The organism is Leucobacter chromiiresistens (genome assembly GCF_001477055.1).
GTDB classification, from domain to species: domain Bacteria; phylum Actinomycetota; class Actinomycetes; order Actinomycetales; family Microbacteriaceae; genus Leucobacter; species Leucobacter chromiiresistens_A.
Map to the genome: position 1 here is coordinate 33520 of NZ_LDRK01000009.1, position 18529 is coordinate 52048.

Genomic DNA, 18529 nt, shown 5'->3' on the forward strand with positions numbered 1-18529 from the left:
CCGATGGCGCTGAACGTGAGCGTCGTCTCGGCCGAGCGGCAGGTCTGGGCGGGTGAGGCCTCCCAGGTCGTCGCGAAGACGGTCGAAGGCGAGATCGGCATCCTCAGCGGCCACGAGCCCTTGCTCGCGCTGCTCGCGAAGGGCGAGGTCCGCGTGACCACGGCCGGGGGCGAGAAGGTCGCCGTCGAGGCGGAGGACGGGTTCCTGTCCGTCGACCACGACACCATCACCATCGTCGCGGGCCGCGCCACCGTCGCGTAGTCCACCGCAGTCGCGAAAGGCCGGTCGCGCTCCTCCGGGAGCGTCGATCGGCCTTTCGTCTGACCAGCTCCGAGAGGCAGCCATGCTCATCCTCCTCCCTCCCTCCGAGACGAAGCGCGCCGGCGGCTCCGGGGCGTTCGACCCCGAGCGGCTGCGCTTCTCAGCAGAGCTCGCCGAGAGCCGGGGCCGGGTGCGACGGGCGCTCGAAGCGTTGAGCGGCGACGAGGAGGCGGCGGCGAAGACCTTGAAGCTCGGCGTCAAGAACCGGGGCGAGCTGGCGCACAACCTGCGCCTCGGCGAGAGCGGTGTGCGGCCGGCCATCGAACGGTACACGGGGGTGCTGTACGACGCGCTCGACGCGCAGACGCTGGATGCGGCCGCCCGCGAATGGGTCGACGCCCACGTCGCCGTGCAGTCGGCCCTCTTCGGAATGATCGGCGCCGGCGACGGGATACCCGCCTATCGACTTTCGGCGAGCTCCCGCCTGCCCGAGCTCGGCGCGCCCCTGAAGCGCGTCTGGAGCGCGGCGCACGCCGCGACTCCCTGGGCGGAGGGCCGCGGAATGGTGCTCGATCTGCGCTCGCAGGACTACGCCGCGCTTGCGCCGCTCCCGGCCGGCACCGGCTGGTTCGTCCACGTCGCTCAGCGCGGCTCCGATGGCGAGGTGCGCGCACTCAATCACTTCAACAAGGCCGCGAAGGGGGACCTCGTGCGCCGGCTCGCGCAGGCGCAGGCTGCATTCGGAGACGTCGGTGCGCTCCTGGAGTGGGGTGCGGCGACGGGCCTCGAACTGCACGCCGACCCCGAGAGCCGGGTGGTCACCCTTGTCACTGCACTCGGTGCCCCGGGAGGCGCGACGTCGCGCTCGTCAGATGCAGGGTAATATGGCTCGGGTGTCGATGAGAGGGAAGCTGTGACGGCTCGCGGAGAGAACGGGGTTCGGCGACGCCTGAACTACCGCGCCGGGGGCGAGCTCGAACTCGAGCTCTCGTGGTTCGCAGTGACCGACGTCGGCAGACGCCGGGAGAACAATCAGGACAGCTACGTCACGACGCCGCCGGTCTTCGCGATCGCCGACGGCATGGGCGGGCACTCCGCGGGCGAGATCGCCTCGGCCGCCGTCGTGCGGCGCCTCGCCGAGCTCGGCGGACGAGAGCTCGTGAGCGAGCAGGACATCGACGAGACGCTCAGCGACGCGGTGGACGACATCGAGCTCGACGCGGGCGACACGGAGCTCGGCGCGGGTACCACCGTTACAGGCGTCGTGCTCGGCACCGAGGCCGAGCCGACGTGGAAGGTCTTCAACATCGGCGACTCGCGGGTGTATCAATACTTCAAGGGCGCGCTCAGCCAGATCACCGTCGATCACTCGGTCGTGCAGCACCTCATCGACACCGGCGCGATCACCGAGGAGGAGGCCGAGGTGCATCCCCACGCGAACGTGATCACGCGCGCGGTCGGGTTCAACGAGGCGCCGATCCCGGACTACACGTCGCTCGCCCTCATCCCTGGCCAGCGCATCCTCATCTGCTCCGACGGCCTCACCAAGGAGCTCACCGACGTGGGCATCCAGCACTTCCTCGCGACGGAGCCCACGGCCGAGTCCGCTGCGCGCTCGCTCGTGCGGCATGCGCTCGAGAACGCGGGTCGGGACAACGTGACCGTCGTCGTCATCGATGTGCACGCCGTGGGCGATGTCGTCGACACGGGGAGCCTCGCGGGATCCGGGATCGAGCTCGTCGAGGCCGGCGGGAGTGCGCCGCTCGAGAGCGGTGCGGCTCGGGCTGCCGCCGTCGTCGCCGCGCCGCCGCGTCACGACGGCGAGGACGTGGATCGGGGGTCGTCCGGCCTCGAGCAGCGTTCCGGCGCGGACGAGGGGTCCTTCGACGGGTTCGCGGACGATGGCTCGGCCGAGTACGACGACCTCGAGCCCGTGATCCTCCCCGATGCGCCGACCACCCCGCGAGCCGAGCGCAGCTGACCGCGGGGGCCCGGAGCGGCCGACACGCGGCGACCGCGCCCGGGAGGCGCCCCGCCGTTAGGCGCTCGCGGCCGCGAACGACTCCTCGAGCACCTGCAGCACGTCGGCGATCAGCTCGTCCGTCATCTTCAGCGACGGGAGGAAGCGGATCGCCTGGTTGTGCACTCCGCTGCTCAGCAACAGCACGCCGCGCTGCGCAGCAGCGTCGATCACTCGGGCCACGAGGTCGGCGTCCGGCTCGAGCGTGCCGGGCTTCGTCACCTCGATGGCGAGCATGGCGCCGCGCCCCCGCACCTCCGCGATCGCGGGAACGCGCTCCTGCAGGGCGCGCAGGCCCCCGCCGAACGCGGCCTCGATGCGTCGCGCCTCGCCGAGCAGGTCGAGGGCGTCGATCTGCTCGAACACTGCGACGGCCGCGGCGCAGGAGACGGGATTGCCGCCGAAGGTGCCGCCGAGGCCGCCCGGCTGCGACTCGTCCATGATCTCCGCCCTGCCGGTGATACCGGCGAGGGGGAGGCCCCCGGCGATGCCCTTGGCGGAGAGCACGATGTCGGGCTCGACGCCGAACTGCTCGATGGAGAAGACGGTGCCGGTGCGCGCCATGCCGGCCTGCACCTCGTCGGCGATGAATACGACGCCGTTCGCGCGGCACCACTCGGCCAGCGCGGGGAGGAAGCCGTCGGCGGGCACGATGAACCCGCCCTCGCCCTGGATGGGCTCCACGACGAGGCACGCGAGATCCTGCGCGCCGGCCTGCTTCTCGAGGAAGGCGATGGTGCGCGCCGCCGCCTCCGCGCCGGAGAGCCCGTCGTGGAGGGGGTACGAGTTCGGCGCCTTGTAGATGTCGCCGACGCGCGGGCCGTAGCCGAGCGCGTACGGCGCGGCCTTGTGGTTCATGCTGCTCGTGAGCAGCGTGCGCCCGTGGTAGGCGTGCTCGAGCACGGCGACGCCCGGCCGGCCCGTGAACTTGCGCGCGATCTTGACGCCGTTCTCGACGGCTTCGGCGCCCGAGTTCATGAGCAGGGTCTTGTAGGGCGCTGCATCGGTCGACCCCGGCACGTGCGCGGCGAGGTGCTCGGCGACCCGCACGTAGGGCTCGTACGGGGTCATCGTGAACAGCGTGTGGGTCACCTGCTGCAGCTGGGCCGTTGCGGCTTCGACCACCCGCGCATCGGTGTGGCCGACGGTGGTGACGCCGATCCCGCCGCAGACGTCGATGATCTGGTTGCCGTCGACGTCGACGAGGATCGAGTCGTGCGCGCGCTCGATGTACACCGGAAGCACGCTGTGGACTCCGGGCGGCACGACCGCGCGGCGGCGCTCGTGGATCTCCTGCGATCGGGGCCCCGGGATCTCGGTGCGCACCAGGCGCTCCTGGGGAATGGAGGATTCGGTGCGGACGGCTGCGGTGCTGGTCGCTGAACTCATGCTGCCGATCCTACTCTCGCGCCACTGCGGGCCGGTTTAGAGTGGGGGCATGAAGGATCTCCACGAGTACCGCATCGGCATCGAGTGGACGGGCAACCGGGGGAGCGGCACGAGCGGGTACCGCGCGTACGGGCGCGAGCTGCTGATTCACGCCGACGGCAAGCCGGCGCTCCCGGGTTCGGCCGATCCGACGTTCCACGGCGATCGGGACCGGTGGAACCCCGAGGAGCTGCTCGTCACGGCGCTCGCGCAGTGCCACATGCTGTCGTACCTGCACATGGCGGTGCGCGCCGGCGTCGTCGTGACGGAGTACACCGACGCCGCAACCGGCGTCATGCGGCAGCAGGGGGTCGGCGGCGCGTTCGAGGAGGTCGTGCTGCGCCCGCGCGTGGTCGTCGCCGACGCCGGCATGGTGGAGGCGGCGCGCGCCGCGCATGCGGAGGCCTCGGCGGCGTGCTTCATCGCGAACTCGGTGAACTTCCCGGTGCGCCACGAACCCGAGATCGTCGTCGCCGCGGCCTCGTGACCCTACGGACGCGGAGCGCCCGGCCCGGCCCCCGGTTCCCAATACAATGGAGGTCATGGCCAACCCCTCCTCGTTCTTCCTGACGACGCCCATCTTCTACGTCAACGACGCCCCGCACATCGGGCACGCCTACACCGAGGTGGCGGCCGACGTGCTCGCCCGCTGGCACCGTCAGGCCGGGGACGACACCTGGTTCCTCACCGGCACCGATGAGCACGGCCAGAAGATCCTGCGCACGGCGACGGCGAACGGCGTCGCCCCGAAGGAGTGGGCGGATCGGCTCGTCGAGTCGGCGTGGAAGCCGCTGCTCGACCTGATCGACATCTCCAACGACGACTTCATCCGCACGACGGATGAGCGGCACGAGTCGGGCGTCGCGAAGTTCCTGCAGAAGCTGCACGACGACGGTCACGTCTACGCGGGCGAGTTCGAGGCGCTCTACTGCGTCGGGTGCGAGGAGTTCAAGCCGAAGAGCGAGATCGTGGACGGTGCGGGGGAGTTCGCCGGCCAGAAGGTCTGCGCGATCCATTCGAAGCCCCTGGAGCTGCTGCAGGAGAAGAACTACTTCTTCAAGATGAGCGCGTTCCAGGATCGACTGCTCGCCCTCTTCGAGGAGCGGCCCGATTTCGTGCAGCCGGCCAGTGCGCGCAACGAGGTCGTCGCCTTCGTGCAGCAGGGCCTCGAAGACCTCTCGATCTCCCGCACCTCGTTCGACTGGGGCATTCCGATCCCGTGGGACTCGTCGCACGTCACGTACGTGTGGTTCGACGCGCTGCTCAACTACGTGACCGCGATCGGCTACGGGCAGGACGACGAGGAGTTCGCGCGCCGCTGGCCCGCCAACCATCTCGTCGGCAAGGACATCCTGCGCTTCCACGCCGTGATCTGGCCGGCGATGCTGATGGCCGCGGGCCTCGAGGTGCCGAAGCACGTCTTCGCGCACGGCTGGCTGCTCGTCGGGGGCGAGAAGATGTCGAAGTCGAAGCTCACCGGCATCGCGCCGAACGAGATCACGGACACCTTCGGCTCGGACGCGTTCCGGTACTACTTCATGCGCGCGATCTCGTTCGGCCACGACGGGTCGTTCAGTTGGGAGGATCTCGCGGCGCGCTACCAGGCCGAGCTCGCGAACGGCTTCGGCAATCTCGCGAGCCGCGTGCTCGCGATGAACGCGAAGTACTTCGGATCGCAGGTGCCCGAGGCGGGCGAGGAGTCGGCCGCCGACGCGGCGATCCGCGAGCTGGCGTCCTCTGCGGCGGAGCGGGCCGACGCGCACATCGAGGCGTTCGCGATCCACGAGGCGATCGCCGCGATCTGGGAGCTCGTCGACGCCCTGAACGGCTACATCACTGAGCAGGAGCCGTGGGCGCTCGCGAAGGATCCCGAGCAGCGGCCGCGCCTGGGCACGGTGCTCTACACCGCGACCGAGGGGCTGCGCGTGCTCGCCGAGCTGCTCGCCCCCGTCGTGCCCGTCGCCACGGGCAAGCTCTGGGCGGCGCTCGGCGCGGAGGCGACGCTCGGCGCGCTCGACGAGCAGCCGATCCGCGACGCGGCCGTGTGGGGCAAGCTCGCGCCGGGCACCGAGCAGCAGCCGCTCGCCGTGCTCTTCCCCCGGATCGAGACCGACGAGACGAGCAAGTGAGCGGGGCCGCGGCGGAGGTGCCCGCCGGAGGGCTGCGCAAGCGCGCCGGGTCCTCGGGGCGCGATCTGTCGCGCCCCGAGGCGCCCGAGCCCCTTCCGCTTCCCGTCTACGACAATCACACGCATCTCGAGTTCGAGGACGGGGTGGATCAGCTCGACCCGCTCGACTCGCTCGCACGCGCCGAGGCCGTCGGGGTGCGCGGCGTCGTGCAGGTCGGCACCGACCTCGAGACGAGCCGGTGGAGCGCGCAGCTGGCGGCGAGCGACCCGCGAGTGCTCGCCGCGGTGGCGCTGCACCCGAACGAAGCGCCGCTCGTGGCGGAGCGCGGGATGCTGCACGAGCAGCTGTCGGAGATCGCGCGGCTCGCGGCGCAGCCGCGCGTCCGCGCCATCGGGGAGACCGGGCTCGACTTCTTCCGCACCGGCGAGGAGGGTCGCGGCGCCCAGATCGAATCGTTCGAAGCGCACATCGAGATCGCCAAGGCTCACGGCATCGCGCTGCAGATCCACGACCGCGACGCGCACGACGAGGTGGTCTCGACGCTGCTGCGCGTCGGGGCGCCCGAGCGCACCGTGTTCCACTGCTTCTCGGGCGATGTCAGACTCGCGAAGATCTGCAACGAGCGCGGCTGGTACCTGTCGGTGGCGGGGCCGTCGACGTTCAAGAACGCTCCGAAGCTGCGCGAGGCGATCTCGATCGCGAAGCCCGAGCTGCTGCTCGTGGAGACCGACGCTCCGTTCCTCACCCCCGAGCCCTTCCGGGGCCGCCCGAACGCGCCCTACCTGATGCCGCACACGGTGCGGCGCCTCGCCGACACCCTGGGGCGCCCGCTCGACGAGGTGTGCGCGCTGCTCGCGTCGAACACCGAGCGCGTCTACGGGGCATGGGAGTCCGAGCCGGAAGCGGTCGGCGCGTGAGCGACGCGGCCCGCGAGACGAGCGCGCTGCTCGGGCCCGCGCAGGTGCGCGAGCTCGCGGAGCGGCTCGGCGTCTCGCCGACGAAGAAGCTCGGGCAGAACTTCGTCATCGATCCGAACACCGTGCGCAAGATCGTGCGCCTCGCCGATGTGCGCCGCGGAGAGTGCGTCGTCGAGGTCGGGCCGGGGCTCGGGTCGCTGACCCTCGGCCTGACCGAAGCCGGGGCCGAGGTCACCGCGGTCGAGATCGACCACCGCCTCGCCGCCGAACTGCCCGCCACGGTCGCCGCCCTGCAGCCCGCCGTCTTCGCCGATGCGGATCGCCCGCGCCTCCGCGTGGTGCGCAGCGACGCGCTCGAGGTGACCGCCGCCGACTTCGCGGGAGGCGCGCCGACGCTGCTCGTCGCGAACCTTCCCTACAACGTCTCGGTGCCGATCCTCATGCACCTGCTCGAGCTGCTCCGCGAGCTGCGGGGAGGCCTCGTGATGGTGCAGGCGGAGGTGGGCCACCGCATCGCCGCGCAGCCGGGCTCGAAGGAGTACGGCTCACCGAGCGCGAAGGCGGCCTGGTACGGCCGGTGGAGCATCGCGGGCGCCGTCAGCCGCAGGATCTTCTGGCCCGTGCCCGGCGTCGACTCGGTGCTGGTGCGCTACGAGCGACGGGAGTCGCCGCTCGGCACCGAGGCGGAGCGACGCCTGACCTTCGACATCGTGGGCGCGGCGTTCGCCCAGCGGCGGAAGATGCTGCGGCAGGCGCTGCAGCCGGTGCTCGGAGCGTTCGATCGCACGGTCGGCATCATCGCCGATGCCGGGGTGAACCCCGAGGCGCGGGCGGAGCAGCTGGCGATCGACGAGTTCCTCGCGATCGCGCGCGCTGCCGCTCGGCTCACGGATCCCGCGGCGTAAGCCCCCGAGAGAGGGCGTGGAGCAGCTCGGTGAACCGCACGATGTCGCCGACCGTCCACCGGTCCATCGCGTCGCGCAGCTCGTGCTCCTTCTCGCCGCGCGTCACCGCGAGGCGGTGAGCGCCGAACTCGCTCAGGGAGATGCGCATCGAGCGGCCGTCGCACGGGTCGGGGGCCCGGTCGATGAGTCCCCGCTCGTCGAGCTCGCGAATGGTGCGGCTCATCTGGCCCTTATCGGTGAGCAGGATCTCGGTGAGCTCGGAGAGGGTCGCGCTGCCGATCCGCGAGATCGTGGTGAGCACCTTGTAGGCGCCGGGGAGCATGCCCGTGCTCACCTGCGACGCATTGGCCATCGCCGAGCGGCGGAACTGGGTGAAGATGTGCTCGAACTCCCGCTCGAGCGCTGCGAAGGCCCGGGAGCGGGGGTCGCCGCCAGGCGACCCCTCCGAGCCCGCCGATGCATCCGGGCCGGCCGATCCCGCCGATCCCGCCTCCTCCGCGGGGAGTCCGGCGGGATCGACGGGCGAGGCGGGATCGGCCGGATCGCGATCGGTCTGAGCAGACAACGTCGCTACCTCCTCGACGACCGATTCGGCTCGTCCTCGTCGATCACGGGGATGCCGCCCGTCGCGGTCAGCACACCCATGCCCGCGGAGGTCGACACAGTCGCGAGGTCGGCCTCCGCGGCCTGCGCGCGCTCGGTGTTCGTCATCTGGGTGAGCGGCGCATTCGGGAGGAACACGATCGCGATGAGGCTGATCACGGCGAACGGCACGGCGATGAGGAACGAGTGCGAGATGCCCTGCGCGTACACGTCCTCGATGATCACGCGAACCGCCTCGGGCAGTTTCGAGACCTCGGGGAGCGCGCCCGACTGGAGCTGCTCCGCGACCGCGAGGCCCTCCTTGCCGAGCGACCGCAGGGCGGCGGTCATCTTCGCCGTGATGGACTCCGATCCCATGAGGTCGGCGACCTTCGTAGCGAGGGCCGCACCCATCACGGAGACGCCGATGGTGCCGCCCAGGCTGCGGAAGAACGTGACGCCCGAGCTGGAGACGCCGATCTGCGAGGGCTCCGTGGTGTTCTGCACGACGAGCACGAGGTTCTGCATCGTCATGCCGACGCCCGCGCCGAGCAGGAACATGTAGAGGGAGACGAGCGCGAAGTTGGTGTCGTAGTGGATGGTCGAGAGCAACGTCGACCCCGCGATGAGCAGCACGCCGCCGACGATCAGGTACGGCTTCCACTTGCCGTACTTCGTGATGAGGCCGCCCACCCCGATGGATGCGAGCAGCAGCCCGGCGATCATCGGGATCGTCATGATGCCGGCCTGGGTCGGGGTGGCTCCGCGCGAGAGCTGCATGTACTGGCTGAGGAACACCGAGGAGCCGAACATCGCGATGCCGGTCGCGATCGATGCGACGACTGCGAGCGTGAAGGTGCGGCTGCGGAACAGCGTCAGCGGGATGAGCGGCTCCTTCGACCGCAGCTCGACGATGATGAAGAGCACCGTGGCGACGATCGCGCCGCCGACCATGAGCACGGTGGTGAGGCTCCACCAGTCGTAGTCCTTGCCGGCGTTGGTGATCCAGATGAGCAGCAGCGAGACGGCTGCGGAGAGCAGCACGATGCCGAAGTAGTCGATGCTCGTCTGCTTCTTGGGGCGCTTCGGCAGGTGGAGCGTCTTCTGCACGATGAACAGTGCGGCGACGGCGAAGGGCAGGGCGACGAAGAAGTTCCAGCGCCAGTTGATGGAGTCGGTGATGACACCGCCGAGCAGGGGCCCGCCGACCGTCGAGAGTGCCATGACGGCGCCGAAGAGACCCATGTAGCGGCCGCGCTCGCGCGGGCTGATGATGTCGGCCATGATGACCTGGCTGAGGGCCGCGAGCCCGCCGGCGCCGACGCCCTGGACGGCGCGGAACGCGATCATGGTTCCGGGATCCTGCGAGAACCCGGCCGCTGCGGTTGCGAGCACGAACACGCCGATCGCGAGCTGGAAGAGCAGTTTGCGGTTGAAGAGATCGGAGAGCTTGCCCCAGATCGGGGTGGAGATCGCGGTGGTGAGGAGCGTGGCCGTGACGACCCACGTGTATGCGGCCTGGTCGCCTTCGAGATCGTGGATGATGACGGGCAGCGAGCTCGAGACGACGGTCGAGGCGAGCATCGAGACGAACATGCCGAGGAGCAGGCCGGAGAGCGCCTCGAGCACCTGGCGATGGGTCATCTTCGGTGGCTGCGGAGGAGCGGATGCGGGAAGGGACATGAACACCTGTTTCTGTGTGCTGACGGTTGGCATCGCGCGCGTCGCGGGGCGCGGGATGCGGAAGTGGCGTCGGTTGATCCAAGTCAACTGTTGACAAGGGTCAACTATAGCACTTGGTTGACGGGTGTCAACTAACGAACGCCTGTTGCAGTTCCGTCGGATCGGGGGGAGCGCTTGCGCTAGCGTAGGACCATGGGTAGGAGCCGAGGGGGCCCGGTCACGGTGCGCGCACCCGGGAAGATCAATGTGTTTTTCCGCGTCGGAGCGCTGCAGTCCGACGGGTATCACGACGTCGCATCGCTCTACCAGGCCGTCTCGCTGTTCGAAGAGGTCACCGCCGTCCACGCCGACGACTTCTCGATCCGGTTCGTCGGCCCCGTCGACGCCTCCGAGCTGCCGCTCGACGACTCCAACCTCGCCATCGCCGCGGCGAAGCTGCTGGCCGAGCGCACCGGCTTCAGCGGGGGAGTCTCCCTGACCGTGCTCAAGCGCGTGCCCATCGCGGGCGGCATGGGCGGCGGATCGGCCGACGCCGCGGCGACGCTCGTCGCCTGCGACGAGCTGTGGGGCACCGGGCTCGGCCGAGCGGGCCTGCTGCCGCTCGCCGCCGAACTGGGCGCCGACGTGCCGTTCGCGCTCGAAGGCGGCACCGCGGTCGGCACCGGGCGCGGGGACGAGCTCAGCCCCGCGCTCGCGCAGGGCGACTTCCACTGGGTGCTCGCGCTCTCCGAATCCGGTCTCAGCACCCCGGTCGTCTACCGCACGCTCGACGAGCACCGGGACCGCCACGCGAGCGCGCTCGGCCCGCAGCCCGACCTCGTGAAAGTGGAGACCGCCGTGCTGCAGGCGGTGCGCGTGGGCGACGCGGATTCGCTCGCCGACGCCATGCACAACGACCTGCAGGTGGCCGCCTTGAAACTCGCGCCCGAGCTGACCGAGATCCTCGAGCTCGGGGAGTCGCGCGGAGCGCTCGCGGGCATCGTGTCGGGTTCCGGGCCCACCATCGCGTTCCTCGTCGGCACCCCGCAGGAGGCCGCGGAGGTGCGCACGGTGCTCGGTCGGCGCGGCTTCCGCGCGCTGACCGTGTCGGGGCCCGTTCCGGGCGCGCGCGTCATCTGAGCGCCGATGCCCGCCGCCGCGCGTTTCGGACGCGGCGGGAATACGGGAGGACCGCCCGGCGCTGCACTGTGCGTGAGTGAAACGACGCCCGCGGACACCACGATCCGCGTCGACATCTGGTCGGACATCGCCTGCCCCTGGTGCTACCTCGGCAAGCACCGCTTCGAGGCCGGCGTGCGCGCCTTCCGCGAGCGGCACCCCGATGTCGCGGTCGAGACGCAGAGCCACAGCTTCGAGCTCGCCCCCGACACGCCGCTCGACTTCTCGGGGAGCGAGGTCGACTTCCTCGTGCGCCACAAGGGCATGCCGGCGGAGCAGGTCGAGCAGATGCTCGGGCAGATGACCGCACTCGGCGCCGCCGAGGGCATCGAGTTCCGTTTCGACGAGGTGCGGCACGCGAACACGCAGCGCGCCCACCGCCTGCTGCATCTCGCGCGCGAGCGCGGCGCGCAGGCGGACGTGCAGGAGCGACTGTTCCGCGCCTACTTCGCGGAGGGCGAGGATCTGTCGAGCGCCGACGCGCTCGCACGGCTCGGCGCCGAGGCGGGCCTCGACCCGGCGGAGGCGCGGGCCGCGCTCGACGACGACGCCTACGGCGAGGCGGTGCGGCGCGACATCGTGCGTGCCCGGCAGCTCGGCATCAGCGGCGTTCCCTTCTTCCTGCTCGACGAGCAGTACGGCGTCTCGGGCGCGCAGTCGGCCGACGCCTTCGAGAACGTGCTCGAGCAGGTGCTCGGGTTCCGCCGGGCAAACGCGCCGGCGAGCGCCGTCTAGACTCGACCCACGACGAAGGAGTACTCCATGACCGATCAGCAACGCACCGAGAGCCCGGCGAGCACCGAGCGCGCCGTCGGCGCCGACGCCGCGGCCGCCCCGGCGGTCACCGAGTCGGCCGCGCCCTACACGGGCCTCGACGGCGCCGCCTCCTTCGCCGACGCCGAGTCGCGGGAGATCATGAATCTGCTCGGCGACGGCGGATCCTGCTGCGGCGGTTCCTGCTGCGCAGCGTGACGCGGCCCCCGCTCGTGCGATGAGCGCGGGCGCCTGAAGCACCGGCGCCGGAAGCGCCGGCGATCCGTGCACGCTTCGGCGAGACATTCGGCCTCGGTGAGACCGGACCGGGCCAGCACGTCTCACGCACGCCGAATCTCCGACGCTCCGCGCCGGGCCGAGTACGCTTGAGGGGATATGGCGCATCTACTGGGAGCCGAGGCCCTGCACCTCGAAGTACCGACCAAGACCGTGTTCGACTCGGTGACGCTCGGCGTCGGCGAGGGCGACCGGATCGGCATCGTCGGCCGCAACGGAGACGGCAAGTCGAGCCTGCTGATGATGCTCGCGGGGCGACGCGAACCCGACTCCGGCAAGGTAACCCTGCGCGGCGGCACGACGATCGGGGTGCTCGACCAGGCCGATGCCTTCGAGCCCGGTGCGACGGTCGGGCGCACCGTCGTCGGCGATCGCGAGGAGTACGAGTGGGCGGGCGACCCGCAGGCGCGCGACGTCATCGCGGGCCTGATCTCCGACCTCGACTGGGACGCGCCGCTCGACGCCCTCTCCGGCGGGCAGCGCCGCCGCGTCGCGCTCGCCCGGCTGCTCGTGCAGCAGTTCGACATCCTCTTCCTCGACGAGCCGACGAACCACCTCGACGTCGAGGGCATCGCCTGGCTCGCCGACCACCTGAAGCGGCGCTGGCCCCGCGGGCAGGGCGCGCTGCTCGTCGTCACCCACGACCGGTGGTTCCTCGACGAGGTGTGCACCACGACGTGGGAGGTGCACGACCGCATCGTCGAACCGTTCGAGGGCGGGTACGCCGCCTACATTCTGCAGCGCGTCGAGCGCGATCGTCAGGCGGCGACCATCGAGCAGAAGCGGCAGAACCTCGCCCGCAAGGAGCTCGCCTGGCTGCGGCGCGGCGCGCCGGCGCGCACGTCGAAGCCGAAGTTCCGCATCGACGCGGCGAACGAGCTGATCGCCGATGTGCCCGAGATCCGGGATCGCGTGTCGCTGCAGTCGATGGCCGTGGCGCGCCTCGGCAAAGAGGTGGTGAACCTCGTCGAAGCGGGTGTGGCGTACGACGGCCGGGTGATCCTCGACGGAGTCGACTGGCTGCTCGCGCCGGGCGAGCGCACCGGCATCCTCGGCGTGAACGGGGCGGGCAAGTCGACGCTCCTGGGCCTCATCTCGGGCGCCGTCGAGCCGACTTCGGGTCGGGTGAAGCGCGGCAAGACGGTGCAGGTCGCCACCCTCACGCAGCGCCTCGACGAGCTCGAGGAGCACCTGCAGGATCCCGTGCGCACGGTGATCGCCGGCCTGCGCACGAGCTTCACGGTCGGCAGCGGATCGAAGGCGCAGGAGCTCACGCCCGGTCAGCTGCTCGAGCGCATGGGGTTCACGAGCGCGCAGCTGTCGACGCCCGTGAAGGATCTCTCCGGCGGCCAGAAGCGCCGGCTGCAGCTGCTGCTGATCCTGCTCGACCAGCCGAACGTGCTGATCCTCGACGAGCCGACCAACGACCTCGACACCGACATGCTGGCGGCGATGGAGGATCTGCTCGACTCGTGGCCGGGCACGCTCATCGTCGTGTCGCACGACCGGTACTTCCTCGAGCGGGTCACCGATCAGCAGTACGCGATCCTCGGCCGGCGGCTGCGGCACCTGCCCGGCGGGGTGGACCAGTACCTCGAGCTGCGCGCCGCGGAGGAATCGGCCGCCGCCGCGGCGCCGACCCCGGCAGCCGCTCCGGGCGGCGCGGGGCCGGCGGGCGGCGCGTCCGCCGGGTCGGCGACCGGGCCCGCATCCGCTCCCGCGCTCAGCGGCGCCGAGCGGCGCGCGGCCGAGAAGGAGCTCGCCGCCGTCGAGCGCAAGATGGAGCGCCTGCAGCGCGATGCCGAGCAGGCGCGCACCGCCCTCGCGTCGATGGATCAGAGCGACTACACCGCCCTGAACGCGGAGATGACCAAGATCACCGCGCTCGAGGACGAGGTCGCGGCGCTCGAGGAGCGCTGGCTGGAGCTCTCCGCCGAGTTGGAGTAGCACCGGGCGCCGCGTGCCGCACAATGGAGTGATGCACGATCCGCGCTGGCTCCAGCTCATCGAACGCGTGCGCGCGGATACGCCGCGGCTCCTCGACGACTTCCTCGCCGAACTGCGCACGCACGACGGCTACGTGGGCGACGCGGTGGCCGCCGAGGACATCGAGCGCACGGCGCGCAGCGCCTTCGCCCTCTTCGCGGCGCGGCTCGCGGGAGACGCCGGCGCGGAGGAGCCGTCGGCGTTCGCGGAGGCCCTGGGCCGGCGCCGGGCGCGCCAGGGGGTGCGCGTCGAGCGCTTCATGGAGGCCGTGCGCATCAACTTCCGGGTGCTGTGGCGCGGTCTCGAGCGCGCCGCCCGCCCCGACTTGACCGACGCGCTGCTCGCGCACGGCGAGCAGGTGCTCGACGTCGTGGAGCGCTACGCGACCGAGGTGCAGCGGGCCTTTCTCGCGGAGTCGGAATCGATGGCGCAGCAGCATCGCACGGCGAAGGAGCGCGCCCGCGCGCGGCTCTTCTCCGGGCAGGCCGAGGGCGAGGAGCTCGCCGCGATCGCCCAGACGCTGCGGCTCGCCCCCGCAGTCGAGTACGAGATGCTCGCCACCGCCCACGACGTGGAGCGCCTGGTGCGCGAGGTGGTCAGCGCGGGCGGCCAGTACTTCGACGACGGCGACACGACCGTGCTGCTGCGGCCGCGGCACGGCCCCGTCGACTGGGTCGACGCCGACGATCGGCTCGCAGGCGGATACGTCTCGCGCGTGCCCGGCCTCGCCCTCGTGGGGCGGGCGGCGGCGATCGCGGTCGATCTCGCGGAGCGCGCCGCCGCCGGCTCGGTCTGCCGCCTGCGCGACGGCTTCGCATCGATCGCGCGCGAGACGATGCTCGAGCGCGTCGACGGTTTCGCGCACGAGCTCGTCGGTGCGTTCGAGGCGGCGCCCGCGGGCGAGCGGGAGCGTCTCGCCGTCACGGTGCGCACCTTCATCAGAACGGGATCGATGCAGCGCACCGCGGAGGAACTCTACTTCCACCGCAACACCGTGCTCAAACGGCTGCGGGCGTTCGAAGATCTGAGCGGGCTCGACGTGACCGTGCCGCGAGACGCGGCGATCGCGATGGTGATGCTCGACCTGTGACCGGCGGGCGGCGCAGCGGGCGGCGGCCCGGCGGCCGACCGGGAGGCGGGCCGGTGTCCGTTTGCACACGGAGCGGGGGCAAGCGGGGGCGATCCGACACGGATCGCGGCGCGCTGCCGCCCTAGCCTCGAAGGCATGCGGGGCCACCCGCGCCCGGCAGCCTCGTCGCCGTCGGATGAGCACACGGAATCGGAGGCACCCATGATCTCGGACACGCAGGCGCAGCGCATTCTCGACGCGGTCGACGCGGCATTCGACGAGCAGCTCCGCGCGACGGCGGACCTCGTCGCCGCTCCCTCACTGCGCGCGGACGAGGAGACCGCGCAAGATCTCGTCGAGGCGCGCATGGCGGCGCTCGGCCTCGAGATCGACCGGTGGACGATCGGCTCGCCCGAGCTCGAGGCGCACCCGGGCTACGGCCCCTCCACGGTCGACTACTCGCGGATGACCAACGTGGTCGGCACCTACACACCGGAGCGCGTGGAGGGCCGGTCGCTCATCCTGAACGGGCACATCGACGTCGTGCCGGAGGGGCCCGAGGCGCAGTGGTCGCGCTCCCCGTGGGACGCCGAGGTACGGGACGGCTGGATGTACGGCCGCGGCGCGGGCGACATGAAGGCGGGGCTCATCGCGAATCTGTTCGCCTTCGATGCGCTGCGCCGGGCGGGCCTCGCGCCGACGGCACGCGTGCACCTGCAGTCGGTGGTCGAGGAGGAGTGCACGGGCAACGGGTCGCTCGCGGCGCTGCTGCGCGGCTACGAGGCCGAGGCCGTCATCATCTCGGAGCCCGAGGAGGACGCGCTCGTGCGCGCGAACGTCGGGGTGCTGTGGTGCACGATCCGCGTGAGCGGGGAGCCGACGCACCCGCGGGAGATGGCGAACGGCTTCAATGCGATCGACGCGGCCTACGAGGTGATCGGCGCGCTGCGGGGCCTGGAGCGGGAGTGGAACGCGGAGCGGGATCGCCACCGCTTCTTCGAGGATCTGGATCACCCCATCAACTTCAACATCGGCGGGATCTCGGGCGGCGACTGGCCGTCGAGCGTCCCCGCGTGGTGCGAGCTGCGCCTCCGCGTGGCGCTGTACCCCGGCATGACCGCCGCCGAGGCGCACGCGGCCGTCGAGGACTGCGTGCGAGCGGCGGCCTCGGGCTCGGCGGAGCGCCGCCCGTTCGACGTGCGGGTCACCCCCGACGGGTTCTACGCGGAGGGCTACGTGCTCGAACCGGGCAGCGACGCCGAGGCGGTGCTCGAGCGCGCGCACCGCGCTGCGTTCGGGCGCGACCTCACCAGCTTCACCACGCCCGGCTACCTCGACGGCCGCGTGTTCGTGAACTACGGCAACACGCCCACGCTCGTCTACGGCCCGGTCTCCGAGAACATCCACGGATTCGACGAACGCGTGAGCGTCGAGTCGGTGCGGCGATGCACCCAATCGATGGCGCTCTTCATCGCCGAGTGGTGCGGGGTGGCCGAGATCGACTGAACTGCGGGGCGCGTGTCGGCGGCACTCGGTAGCCTGGGGTGAGCGCATGCGCGAGCCGCGAGCAGGCGCGCGCGCCCCCGAGACCCCGCGAAAGGAACCCACATGCCCTACCGAGTGCAAGGCGTCGTCGTTCGAGAGCAGAACGCCCCGGTCTCCATCGAGACGGTGATCGTACCCGACCCGGGCCCGGGGGAGGCGGTCGTCGACATCCTGACGAGCGGCGTGTGCCACACCGATCTGCACTACAAGCTCGGCGGCATCAGCGACGAGTTCCCCTTCCTGCTGGGTCACGAGGCGACGGGCCGCGTGGCGGCGGTCGGCGAGGGCGTCACCGAGGTCGCCGTGGGCGACCGCGTCATCCTGAACTGGCGCGCCGTCTGCGGGCAGTGCCGCGCCTGCGCCAAGGGCCAGCCGCAGTACTGCTTCAACACGCACAACGCGCAGCAGAAGATGACGCTGGAGGACGGCACGGAGCTCTCGCCGGCGCTCGGCATCGGCGCGTTCATCGAGAAGACGCTCGTCGCCGCCGGTCAGTGCACGAAGATCGACGAGGAATCGGACGCCGCGGCCGTCGGTCTGCTCGGCTGCGGCGTGATGGCGGGCATCGGAGCCGCGATCAACACGGGAGGCGTGCAGCGCGGCGAGTCGGTCGCGGTGATCGGCTGCGGCGGTGTCGGCACCGCCGCCATCGCGGGCGCGCAGCTGGCGGGGGCGACCACGATCATCGCGGTCGACATCGACGACGCGAAGCTCGAGCAGGCGAAGCGCTTCGGGGCCACGCACACGGTGAACTCGCGCTCAGAGGATCCGGTCGAGGCGATTCGCGCGCTCACCGACGGCTTCGGGGCCGACGTGGTGATCGACGCGGTCGGCCGTCCCGAGACCTACACGCAGGCCTTCTACGCGCGCGACCTCGCGGGCCGCGTCGTGCTCGTCGGCGTCCCGACCCCCGAGATGCAGCTCCAGCTGCCCCTGCTCGACGTGTTCGGGCGGGGCGGATCGCTGCAGTCGTCGTGGTACGGAGACTGCCTGCCGAGCCGCGACTTCTCGATGCTCATCGACCAGTACCGGCTCGGCCGGCTCGACCTCGAGGGCTTCGTCACGGAGCGCATCGGGCTGGGCGACGTGGAGGCCGCGTTCGACCGCATGCACGACGGCACCGTGCTCCGCTCGGTGGTGGTGCTCTGATGGCCGCGCGCATCGAGCGCCTCGTCACGAGCGGCACGTTCTCGCTCGACGGCGGCACGTGGGAGGTCGACAACAACGTGTGGATCGTCGGCGACGACGACGAGGTGATCGTCATCGATCCGGCGCACAGCGCCGCCGCGGTGGCGGAGGCCGTCGGCCGTCGGCGCACCGTCGCGATCCTGCTCACCCACGGGCACGACGATCACATTCGAGCCGCTCGGGAGACCGCCGAGCAGCTGGGAGCTCCGCTGCACCTGCACCCGGCGGACGCGATGCTCTGGGAGACCGTGCACGAGGCCGCTCCCGACGCGGAGATCGCGGAGGGCGACGCGTTCTCCGTCGCCGGCGTCGAGCTGACGGCGCTGCACACGCCGGGGCACTCGCCCGGATCGATCTCGTTCTCGGCGCCCGGCCTCGGCGCGGTATTCACCGGCGACACCCTCTTCCAGGGCGGCCCCGGCGCCACCGGCCGCTCGTTCAGCGACTTCCCGCTCATCATCGAGTCCATCCGGGGCAAGCTGCTGACGCTGCCCGCGGAGACGGTCGTGTACACGGGCCACGGCGACACGACGACCATCGGCGACGAGGCGCCGCACCTCGAGGAGTGGATCGCTCGGGGGCACTAGCGCGCGCCGCGTGACGGGGTG

Annotated in this window: 18 protein-coding genes; 15 read left to right on the forward strand and 3 right to left on the reverse strand. The window is 71.3% G+C overall.

What is annotated here, in order from left to right; all coding sequences use genetic code 11:
- Positions 1-3: 3 nt before the first annotated feature.
- The 3 genes from NS354_RS01290 to NS354_RS01300 all read left to right on the forward strand — a co-directional run bounded on the left by NS354_RS01290 (position 4) and on the right by NS354_RS01300 (position 2242).
- Entirely contained in the window at positions 4-261 is a 258-nt protein-coding gene (locus NS354_RS01290) for a F0F1 ATP synthase subunit epsilon (RefSeq protein ID WP_010157568.1), read from the forward strand.
- Between the two features lie 82 nt (positions 262-343).
- Positions 344-1144, forward strand: a complete 801-nt coding sequence (locus NS354_RS01295; RefSeq protein WP_058592818.1) for a YaaA family protein — start codon at positions 344-346, stop codon at positions 1142-1144.
- A gap of 30 nt (positions 1145-1174) precedes the next feature.
- Positions 1175-2242, forward strand: coding sequence for a PP2C family protein-serine/threonine phosphatase (locus tag NS354_RS01300; RefSeq protein WP_058592819.1), 1068 nt, complete (start codon positions 1175-1177; stop codon positions 2240-2242).
- A gap of 57 nt (positions 2243-2299) precedes the next feature.
- Here the strand turns inward: NS354_RS01300 and NS354_RS01305 are convergent, their stop codons facing one another.
- Entirely contained in the window at positions 2300-3670 is a 1371-nt protein-coding gene (locus NS354_RS01305) for an aminotransferase class III-fold pyridoxal phosphate-dependent enzyme (RefSeq protein ID WP_058592820.1), read from the reverse strand.
- A gap of 49 nt (positions 3671-3719) precedes the next feature.
- Between NS354_RS01305 and NS354_RS01310 the strand changes: the two genes are divergently transcribed.
- From NS354_RS01310 to rsmA, 4 genes are read left to right on the forward strand one after another with little or no spacing between them, the layout of a single operon-like run.
- The gene (locus NS354_RS01310; RefSeq protein WP_058592821.1) at positions 3720-4196 is read left to right on the forward strand and encodes an OsmC family protein; all 477 of its coding nucleotides are present in this window, start codon (positions 3720-3722) and stop codon (positions 4194-4196) included.
- A gap of 55 nt (positions 4197-4251) precedes the next feature.
- The gene (gene metG, locus NS354_RS01315) at positions 4252-5838 is read left to right on the forward strand and encodes a methionine--tRNA ligase (RefSeq protein WP_058592822.1); all 1587 of its coding nucleotides are present in this window, start codon (positions 4252-4254) and stop codon (positions 5836-5838) included.
- Positions 5835-6755, forward strand: coding sequence for a TatD family hydrolase (locus tag NS354_RS01320; RefSeq protein WP_082677839.1), 921 nt, complete (start codon positions 5835-5837; stop codon positions 6753-6755). Before metG ends, NS354_RS01320 begins: the two co-directional genes overlap by 4 nt.
- On the forward strand, positions 6722-7660 hold the full coding sequence (gene rsmA / locus NS354_RS01325; RefSeq protein WP_058592823.1) for a 16S rRNA (adenine(1518)-N(6)/adenine(1519)-N(6))-dimethyltransferase RsmA: 939 nt from the start codon (positions 6722-6724) through the stop codon (positions 7658-7660). Before NS354_RS01320 ends, rsmA begins: the two co-directional genes overlap by 34 nt.
- On the opposite strand, the gene NS354_RS13760 is transcribed toward rsmA, so the two are convergent.
- Positions 7641-8225 (reverse strand): MarR family winged helix-turn-helix transcriptional regulator, encoded by a 585-nt coding sequence (locus NS354_RS13760; protein WP_241490291.1) that lies wholly within the window; start codon positions 8223-8225, stop codon positions 7641-7643. The two genes, rsmA and NS354_RS13760, sit on opposite strands and share 20 nt — an antisense overlap.
- Positions 8226-8230: 5 nt before the next feature.
- On the reverse strand, positions 8231-9886 hold the full coding sequence (locus NS354_RS01335) for an MDR family MFS transporter (RefSeq protein ID WP_241490292.1): 1656 nt from the start codon (positions 9884-9886) through the stop codon (positions 8231-8233).
- A gap of 231 nt (positions 9887-10117) precedes the next feature.
- Here NS354_RS01335 and NS354_RS01340 point away from each other — a divergent pair, with 231 nt between their 5' ends.
- The 8 genes from NS354_RS01340 to NS354_RS01375 all read left to right on the forward strand — a co-directional run bounded on the left by NS354_RS01340 (position 10118) and on the right by NS354_RS01375 (position 18508).
- Positions 10118-11044 carry a 4-(cytidine 5'-diphospho)-2-C-methyl-D-erythritol kinase gene (locus NS354_RS01340; protein ID WP_058592824.1) on the forward strand — a complete coding sequence of 309 codons (927 nt, stop codon included), beginning with the start codon at positions 10118-10120 and terminating at the stop codon, positions 11042-11044.
- 72 nt (positions 11045-11116) lie between these two features.
- Entirely contained in the window at positions 11117-11818 is a 702-nt protein-coding gene (locus NS354_RS01345) for a DsbA family oxidoreductase (protein WP_058592825.1), read from the forward strand.
- A 27-nt stretch (positions 11819-11845) separates the two neighbouring features.
- On the forward strand, positions 11846-12055 hold the full coding sequence (locus NS354_RS01350; protein WP_058592826.1) for a hypothetical protein: 210 nt from the start codon (positions 11846-11848) through the stop codon (positions 12053-12055).
- Between the two features lie 177 nt (positions 12056-12232).
- Complete coding sequence (locus tag NS354_RS01355) at positions 12233-14080, forward strand: ABC-F family ATP-binding cassette domain-containing protein (RefSeq protein WP_058592827.1); 1848 nt, start codon at positions 12233-12235, stop codon at positions 14078-14080.
- A gap of 31 nt (positions 14081-14111) precedes the next feature.
- A complete protein-coding gene (locus tag NS354_RS01360) occupies positions 14112-15209 on the forward strand; it encodes a helix-turn-helix domain-containing protein (RefSeq protein WP_058592828.1) in 1098 nt (365 codons plus the stop codon).
- Between the two features lie 201 nt (positions 15210-15410).
- The gene (locus NS354_RS01365; RefSeq protein WP_058592829.1) at positions 15411-16694 is read left to right on the forward strand and encodes an ArgE/DapE family deacylase; all 1284 of its coding nucleotides are present in this window, start codon (positions 15411-15413) and stop codon (positions 16692-16694) included.
- Positions 16695-16796: 102 nt separating this feature from the next.
- Entirely contained in the window at positions 16797-17882 is a 1086-nt protein-coding gene (locus NS354_RS01370; RefSeq protein ID WP_058592830.1) for an S-(hydroxymethyl)mycothiol dehydrogenase, read from the forward strand.
- On the forward strand, positions 17882-18508 hold the full coding sequence (locus tag NS354_RS01375; protein ID WP_058592831.1) for an MBL fold metallo-hydrolase: 627 nt from the start codon (positions 17882-17884) through the stop codon (positions 18506-18508). The genes NS354_RS01370 and NS354_RS01375 overlap by 1 nt, the downstream gene beginning before the upstream one ends.
- Positions 18509-18529: the final 21 nt, after the last annotated feature.